This window comes from Kineococcus gypseus (assembly GCF_050871305.1).
Classification (GTDB): Bacteria; Actinomycetota; Actinomycetes; order Actinomycetales; family Kineococcaceae; genus Kineococcus; species Kineococcus gypseus.
Map to the genome: position 1 here is coordinate 16,126 of NZ_JBJLRD010000050.1, position 17,401 is coordinate 33,526.

The 17,401-nt window shown below is 76.5% G+C and carries 20 protein-coding genes and 4 tRNA genes; 16 read left to right on the forward strand and 8 right to left on the reverse strand.

What is annotated here, in order from left to right:
* Window positions 1-146: 146 nt before the first annotated feature.
* Window positions 147-1,130: an EamA family transporter RarD gene (rarD, locus tag ACRYMN_RS16745; protein WP_432497487.1), complete on the reverse strand. Its 984-nt coding sequence runs from the start codon at window positions 1,128-1,130 to the stop codon at window positions 147-149.
* Window positions 1,131-1,235: 105 nt separating this feature from the next.
* On the opposite strand from rarD, the gene ACRYMN_RS16750 reads away from it, so the two are divergent.
* From ACRYMN_RS16750 to htpX, 4 genes are all read left to right on the forward strand, one after another.
* Window positions 1,236-2,636: an FAD-dependent oxidoreductase gene (locus ACRYMN_RS16750; RefSeq protein WP_432497489.1), complete on the forward strand. Its 1,401-nt coding sequence runs from the start codon at window positions 1,236-1,238 to the stop codon at window positions 2,634-2,636.
* 1 nt (window position 2,637) lies between these two features.
* Entirely contained in the window at window positions 2,638-3,459 is an 822-nt protein-coding gene (locus tag ACRYMN_RS16755) for an electron transfer flavoprotein subunit beta/FixA family protein (protein WP_432497491.1), read from the forward strand.
* Window positions 3,456-4,433, forward strand: a complete 978-nt coding sequence (locus tag ACRYMN_RS16760) for an electron transfer flavoprotein subunit alpha/FixB family protein (RefSeq protein WP_432497494.1) — start codon at window positions 3,456-3,458, stop codon at window positions 4,431-4,433. The genes ACRYMN_RS16755 and ACRYMN_RS16760 overlap by 4 nt, the downstream gene beginning before the upstream one ends.
* A gap of 108 nt (window positions 4,434-4,541) precedes the next feature.
* Window positions 4,542-5,423 carry a zinc metalloprotease HtpX gene (gene htpX / locus ACRYMN_RS16765; RefSeq protein WP_432497496.1) on the forward strand — a complete coding sequence of 294 codons (882 nt, stop codon included), beginning with the start codon at window positions 4,542-4,544 and terminating at the stop codon, window positions 5,421-5,423.
* A 90-nt stretch (window positions 5,424-5,513) separates the two neighbouring features.
* Here htpX and ACRYMN_RS16770 read toward each other — a convergent pair whose 3' ends face one another.
* Both ACRYMN_RS16770 and ACRYMN_RS16775 read right to left on the reverse strand, forming a co-directional pair.
* Window positions 5,514-6,467: an alpha/beta hydrolase gene (locus ACRYMN_RS16770; RefSeq protein ID WP_432497498.1), complete on the reverse strand. Its 954-nt coding sequence runs from the start codon at window positions 6,465-6,467 to the stop codon at window positions 5,514-5,516.
* Window positions 6,464-6,955 (reverse strand): YajQ family cyclic di-GMP-binding protein, encoded by a 492-nt coding sequence (locus ACRYMN_RS16775; RefSeq protein WP_432497501.1) that lies wholly within the window; start codon window positions 6,953-6,955, stop codon window positions 6,464-6,466. The genes ACRYMN_RS16770 and ACRYMN_RS16775 overlap by 4 nt, the downstream gene beginning before the upstream one ends.
* A gap of 97 nt (window positions 6,956-7,052) precedes the next feature.
* Between ACRYMN_RS16775 and ACRYMN_RS16780 the strand changes: the two genes are divergently transcribed.
* From ACRYMN_RS16780 to ACRYMN_RS16815, 8 genes are all read left to right on the forward strand, one after another.
* A tRNA-Tyr gene (locus ACRYMN_RS16780) sits at window positions 7,053-7,134 on the forward strand.
* 83 nt (window positions 7,135-7,217) lie between these two features.
* A tRNA-Thr gene (locus ACRYMN_RS16785) sits at window positions 7,218-7,289 on the forward strand.
* 32 nt (window positions 7,290-7,321) lie between these two features.
* A tRNA-Met gene (locus tag ACRYMN_RS16790) sits at window positions 7,322-7,394 on the forward strand.
* Window positions 7,395-7,541: 147 nt separating this feature from the next.
* Window positions 7,542-7,709 (forward strand): 50S ribosomal protein L33, encoded by a 168-nt coding sequence (gene rpmG, locus ACRYMN_RS16795; RefSeq protein WP_012085006.1) that lies wholly within the window; start codon window positions 7,542-7,544, stop codon window positions 7,707-7,709.
* Window positions 7,710-7,729: 20 nt separating this feature from the next.
* Window positions 7,730-8,191: an FAS1-like dehydratase domain-containing protein gene (locus tag ACRYMN_RS16800; protein ID WP_432497503.1), complete on the forward strand. Its 462-nt coding sequence runs from the start codon at window positions 7,730-7,732 to the stop codon at window positions 8,189-8,191.
* On the forward strand, window positions 8,188-8,631 hold the full coding sequence (locus ACRYMN_RS16805; RefSeq protein ID WP_432497505.1) for a MaoC/PaaZ C-terminal domain-containing protein: 444 nt from the start codon (window positions 8,188-8,190) through the stop codon (window positions 8,629-8,631). The genes ACRYMN_RS16800 and ACRYMN_RS16805 overlap by 4 nt, the downstream gene beginning before the upstream one ends.
* Window positions 8,628-9,869 carry an MFS transporter gene (locus ACRYMN_RS16810; protein ID WP_432497508.1) on the forward strand — a complete coding sequence of 414 codons (1,242 nt, stop codon included), beginning with the start codon at window positions 8,628-8,630 and terminating at the stop codon, window positions 9,867-9,869. The genes ACRYMN_RS16805 and ACRYMN_RS16810 overlap by 4 nt, the downstream gene beginning before the upstream one ends.
* On the forward strand, window positions 9,866-10,993 hold the full coding sequence (locus tag ACRYMN_RS16815) for a UDP-N-acetylmuramate dehydrogenase (protein ID WP_432497511.1): 1,128 nt from the start codon (window positions 9,866-9,868) through the stop codon (window positions 10,991-10,993). The genes ACRYMN_RS16810 and ACRYMN_RS16815 overlap by 4 nt, the downstream gene beginning before the upstream one ends.
* On the opposite strand, the gene ACRYMN_RS16820 is transcribed toward ACRYMN_RS16815, so the two are convergent.
* The 5 genes from ACRYMN_RS16820 to ACRYMN_RS16840 form a co-directional block, all read right to left on the reverse strand.
* Window positions 10,959-11,351, reverse strand: coding sequence for a GntR family transcriptional regulator (locus ACRYMN_RS16820; RefSeq protein ID WP_432497514.1), 393 nt, complete (start codon window positions 11,349-11,351; stop codon window positions 10,959-10,961). The two genes, ACRYMN_RS16815 and ACRYMN_RS16820, sit on opposite strands and share 35 nt — an antisense overlap.
* Complete coding sequence (locus tag ACRYMN_RS16825; RefSeq protein ID WP_432497516.1) at window positions 11,348-12,262, reverse strand: hypothetical protein; 915 nt, start codon at window positions 12,260-12,262, stop codon at window positions 11,348-11,350. The genes ACRYMN_RS16820 and ACRYMN_RS16825 overlap by 4 nt, the downstream gene beginning before the upstream one ends.
* Before the next feature lie 66 nt (window positions 12,263-12,328).
* Window positions 12,329-13,390 carry an adenosine deaminase gene (locus ACRYMN_RS16830; protein ID WP_432497518.1) on the reverse strand — a complete coding sequence of 354 codons (1,062 nt, stop codon included), beginning with the start codon at window positions 13,388-13,390 and terminating at the stop codon, window positions 12,329-12,331.
* Window positions 13,391-13,435: 45 nt separating this feature from the next.
* Window positions 13,436-13,879 (reverse strand): ACT domain-containing protein, encoded by a 444-nt coding sequence (locus tag ACRYMN_RS16835; RefSeq protein WP_432497521.1) that lies wholly within the window; start codon window positions 13,877-13,879, stop codon window positions 13,436-13,438.
* Window positions 13,876-15,099 (reverse strand): pyridoxal phosphate-dependent aminotransferase, encoded by a 1,224-nt coding sequence (locus ACRYMN_RS16840; protein WP_432497523.1) that lies wholly within the window; start codon window positions 15,097-15,099, stop codon window positions 13,876-13,878. Before ACRYMN_RS16840 ends, ACRYMN_RS16835 begins: the two co-directional genes overlap by 4 nt.
* A gap of 136 nt (window positions 15,100-15,235) precedes the next feature.
* On the opposite strand from ACRYMN_RS16840, the gene ACRYMN_RS16845 reads away from it, so the two are divergent.
* From ACRYMN_RS16845 to rplK, 4 genes are all read left to right on the forward strand, one after another.
* Window positions 15,236-15,308, forward strand: a tRNA-Trp gene (locus ACRYMN_RS16845).
* A 103-nt stretch (window positions 15,309-15,411) separates the two neighbouring features.
* Window positions 15,412-15,639: a preprotein translocase subunit SecE gene (gene secE / locus ACRYMN_RS16850; protein ID WP_166609996.1), complete on the forward strand. Its 228-nt coding sequence runs from the start codon at window positions 15,412-15,414 to the stop codon at window positions 15,637-15,639.
* 62 nt (window positions 15,640-15,701) lie between these two features.
* Window positions 15,702-16,718, forward strand: a complete 1,017-nt coding sequence (nusG, locus tag ACRYMN_RS16855; RefSeq protein ID WP_432497526.1) for a transcription termination/antitermination protein NusG — start codon at window positions 15,702-15,704, stop codon at window positions 16,716-16,718.
* Between the two features lie 165 nt (window positions 16,719-16,883).
* Window positions 16,884-17,315 (forward strand): 50S ribosomal protein L11, encoded by a 432-nt coding sequence (gene rplK, locus ACRYMN_RS16860; protein WP_432497528.1) that lies wholly within the window; start codon window positions 16,884-16,886, stop codon window positions 17,313-17,315.
* Window positions 17,316-17,401 lie beyond the last annotated feature (86 nt).

Sequence of the window (17,401 nt, forward strand, 5' to 3'; positions counted from 1 at the left end):
GTCGCGCTGAGCACGCTGGTCGGGCGCGCCCCCGCCCTGGCCGTGGCCGCGGCCGGCCTGCTGCTGGCGCTCGCCGGCGCCCGCGCCACCCGGCCCGGCCGGCCCGGCCGGCGGGGCCGACGGGGCCGTCGGAGCCGTCGGGGCCGTCAGACGGGGTCCGGCACCGCCGCGCGCGGGCGCCGGCGGCGCTGCGCGCCCAGCGCGTCGGCCGTCAGCAGCGCCAGCGCCGCCCACACCAGCGCGAAGCCGGCCCAGCGCGAGGCGGGCATCGTCTCGCCCAGCGCGAGCGCGGCCAGGAACTGCAGCACCGGGGTGGCGTACTGCAGCAGGCCGATGGTCGTCAGCGGCACCCGCCCGGCGGCCAGCGCGAAGAGCAGCAGCGGCCCCAGCGTGGCCGGGCCCGCCAGCACGGTCAGCACGACGTGGTCGGCGCCGCCGGCGGTGAAGGTGGAGCGGCCCGAGGCGCCGATCCAGACCAGCGCCGCGACCGCCGGCACCAGCAGCACCCCGGTCTCCACCGTCAGCCCCGTCAGCGGGTCCACGCCCGCCCCCGCGCGCGCCAGGCGGTTCTTCAGCAGCCCGTAGGAGCCGAAGGAGAGCGCCAGCACCAGCGCCATCCACGGCAGCCGGCCCAGGTCGACGCCGATGACGACGACCGCGGCGGTGCCCACGGCCAGCGCCGCCCACTGCGCGCGCCGCAGCCGCTCGCGCAGCACGAGCACTCCCAGCAGCACGGTGACCAGCGGGTTGACGAAGTACCCCAGCGAGGCCTCCAGCACGTGCCCGGTGGTCACCGCCAGCCCGTACACGCCCCAGTTGACCGCGATCGCGGCGGCGGCGACCGCCAGCAGCCGCAGCTGCGCCGGGGTGCGCAGCACCCGCAGCACCGGCCCCCACCGGCGCAGCGCGCTCAGCAGCAGCACCGACAGCGCCAGGGACCACACCACCCGCTGCGCCAGCAGCTCCAGCGCCCCGGTGGGCAGCAGGGCGTGGAAGTAGAACGGGAACGCGCCCCAGGCGACGTAGGCGCCGGCGCCGGCGAGCACCCCGGCGCGCGCGCGGCGCCCGTCGGGCGCCGCTGCGGGCGGGGGGGCCGGGGTGGCGCGCGCGGGTCCCGGGGTGCTCGTCACACCGCCATGCTGCCGTCCGGCGCTGCGGCGCCGTGGCATTAGGCTTGCCTGAGCAGTCCCCTGAGCAGTCGACCCCCGACGTCGAGACGAAGGACACCTGATCCCGTGAGCACCCAGCGTGCGCTGCGCGTGGCCGTCGTCGGAGCCGGGCCGGCGGGCATCTACGCCTCGGACATCCTCTCCAAGGCCGACCTGTCCGCCACGGGCTTCGAGGGCGTGAGCATCGACCTCATCGAGCGCCTCCCCGCGCCGTTCGGCCTGGTGCGCTACGGCGTGGCCCCGGACCACCCGCGCATCAAGCAGATCATCGTCGCGCTGGAGAAGGTGCTCGGCCGCGGCGACATCCGCCTGCTGACCAACGTGGACTTCGGCACCGACGTCACGCTCGAGGAGCTGCGCCGCCACTACGACGCGGTCGTCTTCTCCACCGGCTCCATCAAGGACGCCCCCCTGGCGGTGCCGGGCGTGGACCTGCCGGAGAGCTACGGCGCCGCGGACTTCGTCTCCTGGTACGACGGGCACCCCGACTACCCGCGCGAGTGGCCGCTGGAGGCCTCCACCGTCGCCGTCCTGGGCGCCGGCAACGTCGCCCTGGACGTGGCGCGCATGCTCGCCAAGCACGCCGAGGACCTGCTGCCCACCGAGATCCCGGACAACGTGCACCGCGGCCTGGAGGCCTCGAAGGTCACCGACGTGCACGTCTTCGCCCGCCGCGGCCCCGCGCAGGTGAAGTTCTCGCCGCTGGAGCTGCGCGAGCTGGGCCACGTGCCCGACGTCGACGTCCTCGTCGACCCGGAGGACTTCGAGTTCGACGAGGGCTCGATGGCCGCGATCGACTCCTCCAACCAGACCAAGCAGGTCGTCAAGACCCTCACGGACTGGACGCTGAAGGAGGGCGACGGCACCGCCTCGCGGCGCATCCACCTGCACTTCCTGCACGCGCCCGTGGAGATCGTCGGCACCGACGGGCACGTCAGCGCCCTGCGCACCGAGCGCACCCGCCTGACCGGCGACGGCACCGTCGAGGGCACCGGGGAGTTCCACACCTGGGAGGTGCAGGCCGTCTACCGCGCCGTCGGCTACTTCGGCTCGCCGCTGCCCGGGCTGCCCTTCGACGACGTCAAGGGCGTCATCCCCAACCACGAGGGCCGCGTGCGGACCCCCGAGGGCGAGACCCTCACCGGCGTGTACTGCACCGGCTGGATCAAGCGCGGCCCGGTCGGCCTCATCGGGCACACCAAGTCCGACGCCTCCGAGACGGTGCGCCACCTCGTCGCCGACGCCGCCGGGTTCGCCCCCGCGGCCGAGCCCGACCCGGAGGCCGTCCTGGAGACGCTGCGCGCCAAGGGCGTGGACGTGCTCACCTGGACCGACTGGGAGGTCCTGGACGCCTACGAGCGCGCCCTGGGCGCCCCGCACGGGCGCGAGCGCGTGAAGGTCGTGCCGCGCGAGGACATGATCAGGTACTCGCGCCGGGTGCTGGCCGACGCCGAGAGCGGCGCCTGAGGTGCGCGTCGTCGTCTGCGTCAAGCACGTCCCCGACATCCAGTCGGCCCGCTCCTTCCGCGAGGACGGCCTGCTGGCCCGCGGCGGCAGCGACGACACCCTCAACGAGCTGGACGAGGACGCCCTGGAGGCGGGCCTGCGGCTCGTCGAGGCGCACCCGCCGGCCGAGGGCGAGCCGGCCCACGACGTCACCGTGCTCACCGTCGGTCCCGCGCACGCCGTGGAGGCGCTGCGCCGCGGGCTGGCGATGGGCGCGACCACGGCCGTGCACGTCGTCGACGACGCCGTGGCCGGCTCCGACGCCCTCGCCACCGCGCGCGTGCTGGCCGCGGCCGTGCGCCACCTGGACGCGCAGCGGCCGGTGGACGTGGTCGTGGCCGGCATGGCCGGCCTGGACGGGCTGACCTCGCTGGTGCCCGCGGCGCTGGCCGCGCTGCTGGAGCTGCCCCAGCTCACCCTCGCCGACCGCGTCGAGCTGGACCCGGCCGGGCGCACCCTCACCGTGCGCCGGGAGACCTCCCGCGACGCGGAGGAGCTGCGCGCGCCGCTGCCGGCGGTGCTGTCGGTCACCGACCAGGCGTTCCGGGCCCGCTTCCCCGCGTTCAAGGGCATCCTCGCCGCCCGCAAGGCCCCGGTGACCACCCTGTCGCTGGCCGAGCTCGGCGTGGACCCCGCCACCGTCGGCCTGGACGGCTCGAGCACCCGCGTCGTCGAGGCCCGCCCGCGCCCGGAGCGCCCCGACCGCGTCGTCGTCAGCGCCGACGACCCCGCCGCCACGGCCGCGGCGCTCGCGGACTACCTGTCGCAGAAGGGTTTCGCGTGACGAACGTCCTCGTCCTCGTCGACCACGAGGGCCCGCAGCCGCACTCCACGGTCCCCGAGCTGCTCACGCTGGCGCGCTCCGTCGCCGCCGGCGGCGAGGTGCACGCCGCGTGGGTCGGCGACGGCTGGGGCCCGGCCGCCGCGCAGGTGCTGGGCGGCCACGGCGTGGGCACCGCGCACGTCGTCGCCGTCGAGGGCGCCGACGCGCACCTGACCGCCGCCACGGTCGACGCCCTGCGCGCCGTGCTCGAGCGGGTCGAGACCTCCCTGCTGCTGGTGGCCTCCACCTTCGAGGGCAAGGAGGTCGCCGCCCGCCTGGCGGTGCTCGCCGGCGCCGGCGTGGTCACCGACGCCACCACCGTCGAGGTCGGCGCCGACGGGCGCGTCGTGGCCGGCAAGGCCGTGCTCGCCGGGTCCTGGGCCACCCGCTGCGCCGTCACCGCGCCGCTGGCGGTGGTCACCGTCAAGCCGCACGCCGTGCGCGCCGCCGGCGTCGAGCGCGCCGCCGACCCGGTCGTCGTCGAGCACCGCGTGCAGGCCTCCGCGGCCGCGCGCGCGGTGCAGCTGCTCTCGCGCGCCCCGCGCCCGCGCGGCGACCGCCCGGCGCTGGCCGAGGCGGAGGTCGTCGTCGTCGGCGGCCGCGGCACCGACGGCGACTTCGCGCCCGTGGAGGAGCTCGCCGACGTCCTCGGCGGCGCCGTCGGCGCCACCCGCGTGGCCACCGACGAGGGCTGGATCGGCCACGAGGCGCAGGTCGGGCAGACGGGCGTGACGATCAGCCCGCGGCTGTACGTGGGCGCGGGCGTCTCCGGCGCGGTGCACCACCGCGGCGGCATGGACGCCTCGGTGACGGTCGTGGCCGTCAACGAGGACCCCGACGCGCCGATCTTCGAGTTCGCCGACTACGGCGTCGTCGGCGACCTCACCGAGGTGCTGCCCGCGCTGAGCGCGGAGATCCGCCGCCGCCGCGGCTGAGGACCGCCCGCCCGGCCCCGGGTGCGGAACGCGCACCCGGGGCGGCGCGTTGCACCCGTGGCGCACCGGGAGGTGCGCGGCACCGAGCGGGGAGGGCGAGGGCAGCGCATGCACCGTCACCACAACGGCCTGAAGACCGCGGTGCTCTTCGGGGCGATCTGGGCGGTCCTGCTGCTGCTCGGCGGCCTGCTGGCCTCGGCCCTGCGCAGCGCGAGCCTGCTGTGGGTCTTCGTCCTGATCGGCCTGGGCACCTCGGCGTACGGCTACTGGAACTCCGACAAGCTGGCCATCCGCGCCATGCGCGCCCGGCCGGTCTCCGAGGCCGAGCAGCCGGTCCTGCACCGCATCGTGCGCGAGCTGTCCACCCGCGCGCACCAGCCGGTGCCGCGCCTGTACGTCTCGCCCACGATGGCACCCAACGCCTTCGCCACCGGCCGCAACCCCGAGAACGCGGCCGTGTGCTGCACCGAGGGCATCCTGCGCCTGCTCGACGAGCGGGAGCTGCGCGGCGTGCTGGGCCACGAGCTGCAGCACGTGTACAACCGCGACATCCTCACCTCCTCGGTGGCCGGCGCGCTGGCCGGCGTGATCACCTCGATCGCGCAGTTCGCGCAGTTCGGCGCCTTCTTCGGCGCCGGCCGCGACGGCGAGGGGCGCGCCAACCCCTTCGCGGTGCTGCTGCTGTCCCTGGCCGCCCCGCTGGCCGCCGGCGTCGTCCAGCTGGCCATCTCGCGCACCCGCGAGTACGACGCCGACGAGGACGGCGCCCGCCTGACCGGCGACCCGCTGGCGCTGGCCTCGGCGCTGCGCAAGCTGGAGCTGGACATCCGCCGCCTGCCCCTGCCGCCCGAGCGCGAGCTGGTCAACGCCAGCCACATGATGATCGCCAACCCGTTCCGGGCGCAGGGCTTCAGCCGGCTGTTCTCCACCCACCCGCCGATGGCCGAGCGCATCGCGCGGCTGGAGGCGATGGCCGGCTACCGCCGCTGAGGCGCCCGCGGCACCACGGGGCAACCCCCGGGGGGCTCTCCCGGCCGGGGTCCCCCGGCCGACGCCGCCGGCCGGGGGGGCGGGGCCTCATCAGCCCAGCACCTCCTCCAGCCGCGCGCGCACGAGCGGCCAGGTGCTGCCGGAGGGGTCCAGCGGGTCGGCGTGCCCGACGCCGTCGAGCAGCTCCAGGCGCACGTCGTCCCCGGCGGCGGTGGCCGCGTCGGTGAAGGTGCGCGCCTGCCAGGACGGCACCGTCGCGTCGGCCGTGCCGTGCACCACGCTCAGCGGCACCCCCAGCGGCACCAGCAGCGTCGGGTCGCCCACCGCGTAGTGCTCGTAGACCTCCTCGGGCGGGCCGCCGAAGACGGCGCGCACGTTCGGGTCGCCCTCGGGGGCGTCCCGCTCGCCCAGCAGGGTCGGGTTGAGCACCCCGGCCATGGAGGCCGCGAACACCGGGCGCACCAGCGGGTCGGCGCCCGGGGCCCCGGCGGGCAGCCGGTGGCGCGCGGCGGCCCAGAACGCCAGGTGCCCGCCGGCGGAGTGCCCCACCAGGGCCACCGGCACCCCCTCCAGGCCGGCCTCGGCGGCCGCGCGCGCGGCCAGGTCCACGGCGGTGGCCACGTCGGTGAAGGTGGTGGGCCACCCCCCGCCGCCGCCGACGCCGCGGTAGTCGGTGTTCAGCACCGGCCAGCCGCCGAGCACGAGGTCGGCCACGAGGTCGTTGACGTCGCGCCGGTCGGTCTCGGCGCCCCAGCCGCCGCCGTGCACGAGCACCACCAGCGCGTCGCGGCGCTCGCCCCCGGGCAGCCACAGGTCCGAGACCTGCCGCGGGTGCTCGCCGTAGCGCAGCTCCGAGCGCAGCTCCTCGCCCAGCCCGGCGGGCACGGGCGTGCGGTCCTCGCGCGAGGGCGTGCGGACGGGGTCGGGGGCGGCGCTGGAGGAGGGGCCCGGCCCGGGACCCCCCTCGCCGCCGGAGCACGCCGCCAGGCCCAGCGCCGCGGCGCCGGCCAGCACGGCCCGGCGCGCGGTGGCCCGCGCGCTCACCGGTAGTTGACGAACTGCAGGGCCACGTCCAGGTCGGCGGCCTTCAGCAGCGCGATGACGGCCTGGAGGTCGTCGCGGCTCTTGGCGCTGACGCGCACCTCGTCGCCGGTCAGCTGGGTCTTGACGCCCTTGGGGCCCTCGTCGCGCACGATCTTGCCGATCTTCTTGGCGACGTCCTGCGCCAGGCCCTCCTTAAGGGTGGCGGTGATGCGGTGCTCCTTGCCGGAGGGCACCGGCTCGGAGGTGTCCAGCGCCTTGAGGGAGACCCCCCGCTTGACCAGCTTGGTCTGCAGCACGTCCAGGACGGCGTTGACCCGGTCCTCGGAGCTGGCGACCATGACGATGCTCTCGCCGCTCCAGCGCACCGAGGCGTCGGTGCCCTTGAAGTCGTAGCGCTGGGAGATCTCCTTGGCGGCCTGGTTCAGGGCGTTGTCGACCTCCTGCCGGTCGACCTTGCTGACGACGTCGAACGAGGACTCGCTGGGCACGGGTGCTGATCCCTCCGGGGTGGTGCGTTCGGCCGTGTTCGTGGCGGCCGCGAGACCTTGCTATCCTCTCACTCGCACCCGGCCACGCCGGGGGCACGGCGGGTTGCCCGAGCGGCCAAAGGGAGCGGATTGTAAATCCGTCGGCTTTGCCTACGTTGGTTCGAATCCATCACCCGCCACGTCGCGAGCGCGACCCGGGCCCGGCGACGGGCCCGGGTCGCGGCGTGTAGGGTGAACCTCACGCCGCGCGAGCGGCGAGCACGCCCCGATAGCTCAGTGGTAGAGCACTTCCTTGGTAAGGAAGAGGTCTCGAGTTCAATCCTCGATCGGGGCTCTCCGCGCCTGCGGCTCACCCCGCCGGCGCGCGGCGGAGTAGCTCAGTTGGTAGAGCAAGCGGCTCATAATCGCTGTGTCGTCGGTTCAAGTCCGGCCTCCGCTACGGACAGCGCACCGCCACGAGCGGCCACCCGGCACCGGGTGGCCGCTCGTGCTGCGTCGTGGTCCGGGTGCCCGGTCGCGTACCCTGGTGCGGACCGCGGTGCTGGAGCAGCCCGCAGGAGACCAGTTCAGGAAGAGGCAACCCGCCGTGGCCAAGACCACCGACGTCCGCCCGAAGATCACGATGGCGTGCACCGAGTGCAAGGAGCGGAACTACATCACCAAGAAGAACCGGCGCAACGACCCCGACCGGCTCGACCTGGCGAAGTTCTGCCCCCGCTGCGGCAAGAAGACCACGCACCGCGAGACCCGCTGACCCCCGGCTCGCCGTCCGCAGTGACGTCCGTCACCGTCGACGAGTCCTTCCAGGGGCGGGTCTACCCCGCCTCCGGGTCCACCACCGTCACCGCCGACGCGGTCCGGGCGTTCGCCCGGGCCGTGCGGGCGGTGCACCCGGCTCACCACGACGCCGCCGCCGCGCGCGCGCTGGGCCACGCCGACGTTGTCGCGCCGGCCACCTTCGCCGTCACCCTCGCCCAGCGGGCCGACGCCCAGTTCGTCACCGACCCGGCCGCGGGGATCGACTACTCGCGCGTCGTGCACGGCGAGCAGTCCTTCACCCACCACCGGCCCATCACCGCCGGCGACGAGCTGACCGCCGAGCTGCACGTGGACCGCGTGCGCGCCGTGGCCGGCAACGCCATGGTCACCACCCGCACCGAGCTGCGCCTGGTGGACGGCACCCCCGTGTGCACCGCCGTCTCCACGCTCGTCGTGCGCGCCCCGGAGGAGCGGTGAGCCCCGTCGTGCCCGTCCCGCCCCTCCGCTTCGAGGACGTCGCGCTCGGCGACGCGCTGCCCGCGGCGCGCCACGAGGTGACCCGCGCCGACGTGCGCGCCTACGCCGAGGCCTCCGGCGACCGCAACCCCATCCACCTGGACGAGGACGTCGCCCGCTCCGTGGGGCTGCCCGACGTCATCGCCCACGGGATGCTCACCATGGGCCTGGCCGGGCAGGCCGCCGCCGACTGGGCCGGCGACCCCGCCGCCGTCGTGCGCTTCGCCACCAAGTTCACCGCCCCCGTGGTCGTGCCGGCCGCCGGCGCCGCCGTCGTCGAGGTCGCCGGCACCGTCGCCGCCCTGGACCCCGCCGCCCGCACCGCCACCGTGGACCTCGCCGTCACCAGCGGCGGCGCGAAGGTCCTCGGCCGCGCCCGCGCCGTCGTCCGCCTGCCGTGAGCGGGGCCGCACCCCTCGCGCCCGGCTCGGACCGGGCCGGGCTGCGCGCGCGCACGGCCGTGTACGCCGCCTTCGTCCTCAACGGCTTCGCCTTCGCCACCTGGGTGGCGCGCATCCCCTCGGTGCGCGACTCGCTCGGGCTGAGCCCGAGCCGGCTGGGGCTGCTGCTGCTGGCCCTGTCCGTCGGCTCGGTCGTGGCGATGCCGCTGGCCGGGGCCGTCGTCATGCGCATCGGCCGGGTCCGCACGGTCGCCGCCGGCGCCGTGGCCGTCGCCGCCGGGATGCTCACCGTCGCCGTCGGCGCCGACGCGCTGAGCAGCGCCGCGCTCGTGGCCGTCGGCCTGGTCGTGCAGGGCGCCGGCACCGCCGCCTGGGACGTGGCGATGAACGTCGAGGGCGCCGCCGTCGAGCGCCGCCTGGACCGCTCGATCATGTCCCGCTTCCACGCGGGCTACAGCTTCGGCACGGTGCTGGCCGCGGGCCTGGGCGTGCTGCTGCTGTCCCTGGGCACGCCCACCTGGGTCCACCTCGGCCTGGTGGCGCTGCTGGCGCTGGCCGGCGCGCTGCTGGCGGTGCGCGCCTTCCTGGCCGCCCCGCCGGCCCCGGCCACCGGCGAGGAGGCTCCCCGCGGGATCGCGCTGCGCGAGGCCTGGCGCGAGCCGCGCACGCTGCTGCTGGGCGTGATGGTGCTGTGCATGGCCTTCGTCGAGGGCACCGCCAACGACTGGCTGGCCGTGGGGATGGTCGACGGCTACGGCACCACCCCGCAGGTCGGCGTCGCCGGCTTCGCCGCCTTCGTCGTGCTCATGACGCTGGCGCGCCTGTTCGCCCCCGTGGTGCTCGAGCGCACCGGCCGGGTGGTGGCGCTGCGCGCCTGCGCGGCGCTGGCCGTCGCCGGCGTGGCCCTCTTCGTGCTGGCGCCGTCCGTGCCGCTGGCCGTGGCCGGTGCCGCGGTGTGGGGGATCGGCGCCGCCCTGGGCTTCCCGCTGGGCATGAGCGCCGCCGCCGACGACGAGGCCGGCGCCGCCGCCCGCGTCAGCGTGGTCTCCTCCGTCGGCTACGCCGCCTTCCTGGCCGGCCCGCCGCTGCTGGGCGTGCTGGCCGAGCGGGTCGACGTCCTCGACGCGCTGCTGGCCGCCGCCGTCGCCGCGGCGATCGCCCTGGTGCTCTCCGGCGTCGCCCGCCCGCCCGCGGGCACCCCCACCGCCGTCGCCGCCGGCTCGGGGAGCGCCCCGTGACCACCTCCGCGAGCACGACCGGCAGCGCGAGCGGGAGCACCGCCGGCCCGGCGATCGCCCCGCTGACCTCGCTGCGGGTGGGCGGCCCGGCCCGCCGGCTCGTCGTGGCCCGCACCGAGGACGAGCTCGTCGAGGCCGTGCTCGGTGCCGACGCCGCCGGCGAGCCGCTGCTGCTCGTGGGCGGCGGCTCCAACCTGCTCGTCGCCGACGCCGGCTTCGAGGGCACCGTCGTGCAGGTGGCCACCACCGGCGTGCGGCTGGGCTCGGAGGACGCCTGCGGCGGGGCGGTGGTCACCGCCGCGGCCGGGGAGCGCTGGGACGCCCTGGTCGCGCGCGCCGTCGCGCACGGCTGGTCGGGCGTGGAGGCGCTGTCCGGGATCCCCGGCACGGTGGGCGCCACCCCCGTGCAGAACGTCGGCGCCTACGGGCAGGACGTCTCGCAGACCATCGCCACCGTGCGCACCCTGGACCGCGTCACCGGCCGGCAGCGCACCTTCGCCGGCGCCGACCTGCGCTTCGGGTACCGCACCTCCCGGCTGAAGACCGAGCGCGTCGCCCTGCACGGCGAGCACGCCGAGAGCCGCTACGTCGTGCTGGACGCGACCTTCCAGCTGCGCCTGGCCGGGCGCTCCGCCCCGGTCGCGTACGCCGAGCTGGCCCGCCGCCTCGGCGTCGAGGTCGGCGAGCGCGTGCCCTCGGCCGACGTGCGCGCCGCCGTCCTGGCGCTGCGCGAGGGCAAGGGCATGGTCTGGGACGAGGCGCACCTGCACGACCACGACACCTGGAGCGCGGGCTCCTTCTTCACCAACCCCGTGCTCGGGCCCGAGGGGGCCGCCGCGCTGCCCGAGGGCGCCCCGCGCTACCCGGCCGGCACCGGCGAGCACGGCGAGCCGCTGGTGAAGACCAGCGCCGCCTGGCTCATCGAGCACGCCGGCTTCGGCAAGGGGTACGGCCTGCCCGGCCCGGCGGCGCTGTCCACCAAGCACGCCCTGGCGCTGACCAACCGCGGCACCGCGCGCGCGGCGGACCTGCTGGCCCTGGCCCGCGAGGTCGCCGACGGGGTGCGCGAGCGCTGCGGGGTGCGCATCGTCAACGAGCCGGTGCTCGTCGGCTGCTCGCTCTGAGCAGCGCGTCGCGCACGACGTCGATCGCCTCCTCGTGCCCCAGGCCCGCCTGCAGCGCCCGCTCCACGTAGCCCTCCGCCGCCCAGCGCACCTCCTCGTCCACCGGGGCGGCGCTCGCCGCGACGACCGTGCCGGTGCGCCGGCGCGAGACGACCACGCCGGCGGACTCCAGCTCGCGGTAGGCGCGCTGCACCGTGCCCAGCGCCAGGCCGAGGTCGGCCGCCAGCGCCCGCGCCGCCGGCAGCCGATCGCCGCCGCGCAGCGCCCCGGTGGTCACCAGGGTGGCCACCTGCCGGCGCAGCTGCTCGTAGGCGGGCACGGGGGAGGCGGTGTCGACGACGACGCGCAGCCCGCTCACGCCGGCACCGCCGCGCCGCGGCGCAGCGGGCCGCGCGCGGGCACGAGCAGCACGGCCAGCGCCGCGAGCAGCAGCAGCACCCCGCCGGCCAGCGCCGACCCGCCCAGCAGCGCCCACGCCGCCCCGGGCCGCACGGTGGTCCAGGCCCCGTCCACGCCGTACGTCACGCCCCGGGCCACGTTGGAGGCCGCGGCCCCGCCGACCACCCACAGCGCGGCCGTGGTGCCCAGCACCGCGGACGTCGACACGCGCAGGACGCGGTGGGCGGCGGTGCGGCGCAGCACCGCGTCCGCGGCCGCGTCGGGCACGGCCGGGCGCGCGGGCACGCGCAGCAGCAGCGCGAGGGTCAGCGCCGCGACGACGACGACGCCCGCGGCGACCGGGACGGCGTAGAACGCGCCGGGGAAGGGGCCGGCTGCGGTGGCGGCCAGGCCCGCGGGGTCCGTCCAGCCCAGCGCCCGCCCGCTGCCGTCGGCCAGAAGGGCGCCGGCCAGGCAGGTGAGCAGGGCCAGGGCGCAGCCGGCGGTGAACAGCGCGAGCAGCCCGCGCGGGGCGTCCGAGCGCGCGGTGCGCACGGCCAGCGCGGCGCTGCGCACCCGCTGGCGCGGGCGCGGCCAGGTCAGCTCCCCGGCCAGCAGCACCAGCGCGTGCACGCCCGCCGCCGCCAGCGGGGCCAGCGCCACGAGCCGGGTGCCGCGCAGCCCGCCCCCGGGCAGGGACAGCCCGGCCAGGAGCGTGGCGGCGGTGAGCAGGGCGGCGGTCAGCGCCACCACGGCGCCGCGACGGCGGGCGCGCGCCACCGGTGCGCTCAGGTGCCCGGCGGGTGCGCGGCGGGCGAGCACCACCGCGCCGACGACCACCCCCGCGAGGGCGCAGAGGACCACGGGCACCAGGGTGAGCAGACCGGACACCGGCACCTCCACGGCTCGGTGAGCCGACTCGACGGGCCGACTGAATGAGTCGGTCCATTGAGTCAATCACACGCGGGTGGCACCCGTCAGGCCCTCGCGCCCCTCCGGCGCTGCGGCCAGCCAGTCGTCCACCTCGGCGTGCAGGGCGGCCTTGTCGCCCGCGGTGCCCCGCGAGGCGCTGATCGACGCCTTCGCCAGGCCGGCCAGCGCCGCGTCGTCCAGGCCGTGGTCCTCGCGGGCGCTGCGGTACTGCGCCACCAGCCGCGGGCCGAAGAGCAGCGGGTCGTCCGCGCCGAGGGCCACGGTGGCCCCAGCGTCCAGCAGCCGGCGCAGCGGCACCGCGGCGAGGTCGCCGTACACGCCCAGCGCCACGTTGCTCGCCGGGCACACCTCCAGCGCGACGCCGGCGTCCACCACCCGCGCCAGCACGGCGGGGTCCTCGGCGCAGCGCACCCCGTGCCCCAGGCGGTCCGGGCGCAGCGCCGCCAGCGTGGTGCGCACGTGCTCCGGGCCCAGCAGCTCCCCGGAGTGCGGCACCGACGCCAGCCCGGCGCGGCGGGCGATGGTGAAGGCGGCGGCGAACTCCGCGGTGTCCCCGCGCCGCTCGTCGTTGGAGAGCCCGAAGCCGACCACCTCGCCGGGCCCGTCCCCGGCGTGCCGGGCGGCCAGCCGCGCCAGGGTGCGCGCGTCCAGCGGGTGGCGCACCCGGCTGGCGGCCACCACCACGGCCACCGTCGTGCCGGTCAGGGCGGTGGCCTCGCGGGCCGCGGCCAGCACGACCTCCAGGGCGGGGGTCAGCCCGCCCACGTGCGGCGCGTACGAGGTGGGGTCCACCTGCAGCTCCAGGCGGCGCGAGCCCTCCGCGGCGTCGTCGGCGGCGGCCTCGAGCACCACCCGGCGCATGTCCTCGGCGGTGCGCACGCACGCGCGGGCGGCGTCGTAGAGGCGCTGGAAGCGGAACCAGCCGCGCTCGTCGGGCGAAAGGGAGACCATCTGCTGCCCCGACAGCGCCGCTGGCAGGCGCACGCCGTGCCGCTCGGCCAGCTCCAGCAGCGTGGCCGGGCGCATCGAGCCCGTGAAGTGCAGGTGCAGGTGCGCCTTGGGCAGCGTCTCCAGCGAGCGCGTCACGAGCCGTGAGTCTGCCACTGCGCTGCGTGCCGGAGCGGTGACCGGTCAGCGCTCCGAGAGGGCCGCGATCACGGCGACGGCCTCCTCGGCGCGCCCCACGGGCACGAGCACGTGGTCGTGGAAGCGGCCGGCCAGCACGTTCGCCGGGACGCCCGCCGCCGCCAGGGCGGTGGTCAGGGCCGCGGTCAGCCCCACCGCGTCCAGCGCCGAGCGCACCTCCAGCGAGATCCACGCGTACCGCTCGTCCTCGCCGACCGGCTCGCCCAGCTCCCCGGCCCGCTCGGCCGGCAGCACCAGCGTCAGGCCCTCCTCCTCGGCGACGGTCGCCGCCGGCACCAGCCCGGCCGGCACGTCGGCGCTCGTGCTGCCCGGCGGCAGGTGCCGGTAGGTGAACTCGCCGGGGCGGAGCGCCGGGCGCAGCGAGCGCAGCAGCACCGCCAGGTCGCGCTCGCCGGCCCCGGGGGCCCCCGCCGGCCCGCCCGGCCTCACTCGACCTCGGCCAGCAGGCGCTGCAGGCGCCCGACGCCCTCCTCCAGGTCGGCGTCGGCCAGCGCGTAGGACAGCCGCAGGTAGCCGCTGGGACCGAACGCCTCGCCCGGCACCACGGCCACCTCCGCCTCGCTGAGCACCAGCTCGGCCAGCCGCGCGGAGGAGGTGATCTCGTGCCCGCGCAGCGAGCGGCCGATCAGCGCCTCGACGGAGGGGTAGGCGTAGAAGGCGCCCTCGGGCAGCGGGCACCGCACGCCCTCGATCTCCGACAGCATCCGCGTCATGCGCCGGCGGCGGCGGTCGAAGGCCTCGCGCATGGCCGCCACGGCGCTCAGGTCGCCGCTCAGCGCGGCCACCGCGGCGCGCTGGGGGACGTTGGCGACGTTGCTGGTCAGGTGCGACTGCAGGTTGGCCACGCCCGCGACGACGTCGGCGGGCCCGATCAGCCAGCCGACCCGCCAGCCGGTCATGGCGTACGTCTTGGCCACGCCGTTGAGCACCACGCACGTGCCCGCCAGCTCGGGGACCTCCACGGGCAGCGAGGCCGCGCGCCGCCCGTCGTAGACGAGGTGCTCGTAGATCTCGTCGGTGACGACCCACACGCCGTGCTCCAGCGCCCAGCGCCCGATCGCGCGGACCTCCTCGGGGGAGTAGACCGCACCGGTGGGGTTGGAGGGGGAGTTGAACAGCAGCACCTTGGTGCGCGGGGTGCGCGCGGCCTCCAGCTGCTCGACGGTGACCTTGTAGCCCTGCTCGATGCCGGCGAAGACCTCCACCGGCACCCCGCCGGCCAGGCGCGCCGCCTCGGGGTAGGTCGTCCAGTACGGCGCCGGCAGCAGCAGCTCGTCGCCCGGGTCGAGCAGGGCGGCGAAGACCTCGTAGACGGCCTGCTTGCCGCCGTTGGTCACCAGCACCTGCGAGGGGGCGACCTCGTAGCCGGAGTCGCGCAGCGTCTTCGCCGCGATCGCCTCGCGCAGCGCGGGCAGGCCGGCGGCGGGGGTGTAGCGGTGGTTGGCCGGGTCGGCGCAGGCCGCCGCGGCGGCGCGCACGACCTCCTCGGGCGTGGGGAAGTCCGGCTCGCCGGCGCCGAAGCCGATCACGGGCCTGCCGGCGGCCTTGAGCGCCTTGGCCCTCGCGTCCACGGCGAGGGTCGCGGACTCGGCGATGCCGGCGACGCGGGCGGACACTCGGGTGCGGGCGGGGGCGCTCGGGGCGGACACGGCCCCATCCTGGCACCACCGCGCGCACCCCGCCGGGGGCGCGGTTCGACTCCGCGGCGGGTTCTCGCCTAGAGTGCTCCCGGCGGGCACGTCCCGTCGAGGTGGAGCGCGCCCCCCGGGGTGCGCCGAGCCGTTCAGGGCAGTGGCGCAATTGGTAGCGCACCGGTCTCCAAAACCGGCGGTTGTGGGTTCGAGTCCCTCCTGCCCTGCGAGCACCACCCGCGTCCCCCCGGGACGCGCCCGCCGCTGCACGCGCAGCGGGGCAGCACCAAGGCGAGTCGAGCACCGGCACACGGTGGGGAGCAGGTCGACGTGAGCGAGACGAAGGCCGCGGACCGCGCGGCGGCCAAGCGCCGCGGCGGTGTCCTCCTCTTCCTGCGCCAGGTCGTCGAGGAGCTGCGCAAGGTCGTCTGGCCCACCCGCCGGGACCTGCTGAGCTACACGGGCGTCGTCCTGGTCTTCGTCGTGGTGATGATGCTCTTGGTGTCCGTCCTGGACTACGGCATCGGCAAGCTCGTCCTGCTGGTGTTCGGGTCCTGACGGACGGCGGCGCACCGTTCCGGTGCGCGGAGTCCCGATCCCGAAGGAAGCAGGTCAGCACCGTGTCGGAGCAGTGGGGTCCCTCGCTCGGCGAGCGGCGCGACGACGAGCGCCCGGAGGTCGGCGCGGAGGTCGACGAGGTCTTCAGCTCCGCGCCCGAGCCCTCCCCCGTGCCGCTGGGCGCGTACGAGGACGAGCGCGCCGAGGCCGACGCCTCGCTGACGGGCTACGACGACGAGGACGTGCTCGCCGACGCCGAGGCCGACGAGGAGGCGCGCGAGGAGCAGGCCGTGGACACCCCGGACCTGTCCCTGCAGGACGTCGAGGACGCCCCCGGCGACGGGGGCGCGCAGGGGGCCGAGGGCCCCGACGCCGCCGGCGCGCTGGACGGCGACCCGGTGGGCGAGGACGGCGCCGCGGTGGGCGAGGACGGCGACGCGGTGCCCGCGGACGCCGACGAGGACGTCGACGAGGCCGAGGAGTTCCGCAAGAAGCTGCGGCGCATGCCCGGCGAGTGGTTCGTCATCCACAGCTACGCCGGCTACGAGAACCGCGTGAAGACCAACCTCGAGACCCGCATGACCAGCCTCAACATGGAGGACTACATCTTCCAGGTCGAGGTGCCCATGGAGGAGGTCGTCGAGGTCAAGAACGGCCAGCGCAAGAACGTGCGCCGCGTGCGCATCCCCGGCTACGTGCTGGTGCGCATGGACCTCACCGACGAGTCGTGGGGGGCGGTGCGCCACACCCCGGGCGTGACCGGCTTCGTGGGCAACACGCACCAGCCGGTGCCGCTGTCCACCGACGAGGTCTTCTCCATGCTGGCGCCGGCGCTGCAGAAGGCCGCGCCGGGCGCGGCCGCCGGCGCGTCCACCGGTGGCGCGGCGGCCGCCGCCGCCCCGCGGGTGGTCGACTTCGAGGTCGGCGAGTCCGTCACGGTCATGGAGGGTCCCTTCGAGACCCTGCCGGCGACCATCTCGGAGATCTCCGCGGACCGCCGCAAGCTCACCGTGCTGGTCTCGATCTTCGGGCGCGAGACGCCCGTGGAGCTCGACTTCAACCAGGTCGCCAAGATCTGAGGTCCCTCCCCGCACCTCCGAGGAGCCCCCGGCCACCCGGCCGGGGGCTCCTCGCGTGCGACGGTGCCGGTGGGCGCGGCGTACACTGGACGACGGCCTCAACCCGTCGTCGCCCGATCCGCGGGCACCGATACGGCCGCCCCCAGCAGCAGGAAGGGATCGCGCATGCCCCCCAAGAAGAAGGTCGCCGGCCTCATCAAGCTCCAGATCAAGGCCGGCCAGGCCACCCCGGCGCCGCCGATCGGCCCCGCGCTCGGTCAGCACGGCGTGAACATCATGGAGTTCTGCAAGGCCTACAACGCCCAGACCGAGGCGCAGCGCGGCAGCGTGGTCCCGGTGGAGATCACGGTCTACGAGGACCGCTCCTTCACCTTCATCACCAAGACCCCGCCGGCCGCCGAGCTCATCAAGAAGGCCGCGGGCGTGGACAAGGGCTCCGGCGAGCCGCACGTGAAGAAGGTCGCGAACCTCACGCAGGCCCAGGTGCGCGAGATCGCCGAGCAGAAGCTGCAGGACCTCAACGCCAAGGACGTCGACATGGCGGCCCGCATCATCGCCGGCACCGCCCGGTCGATGGGCATCACCGTCTCGGACTGACGTCCCCGCGACGGGGGGGGGGGGGGGGGGGGGGGGGGGGGGGGGGGGGGGGGGGGGGGGGGGGGGGGGGGGGGGGGGGGGGGGGG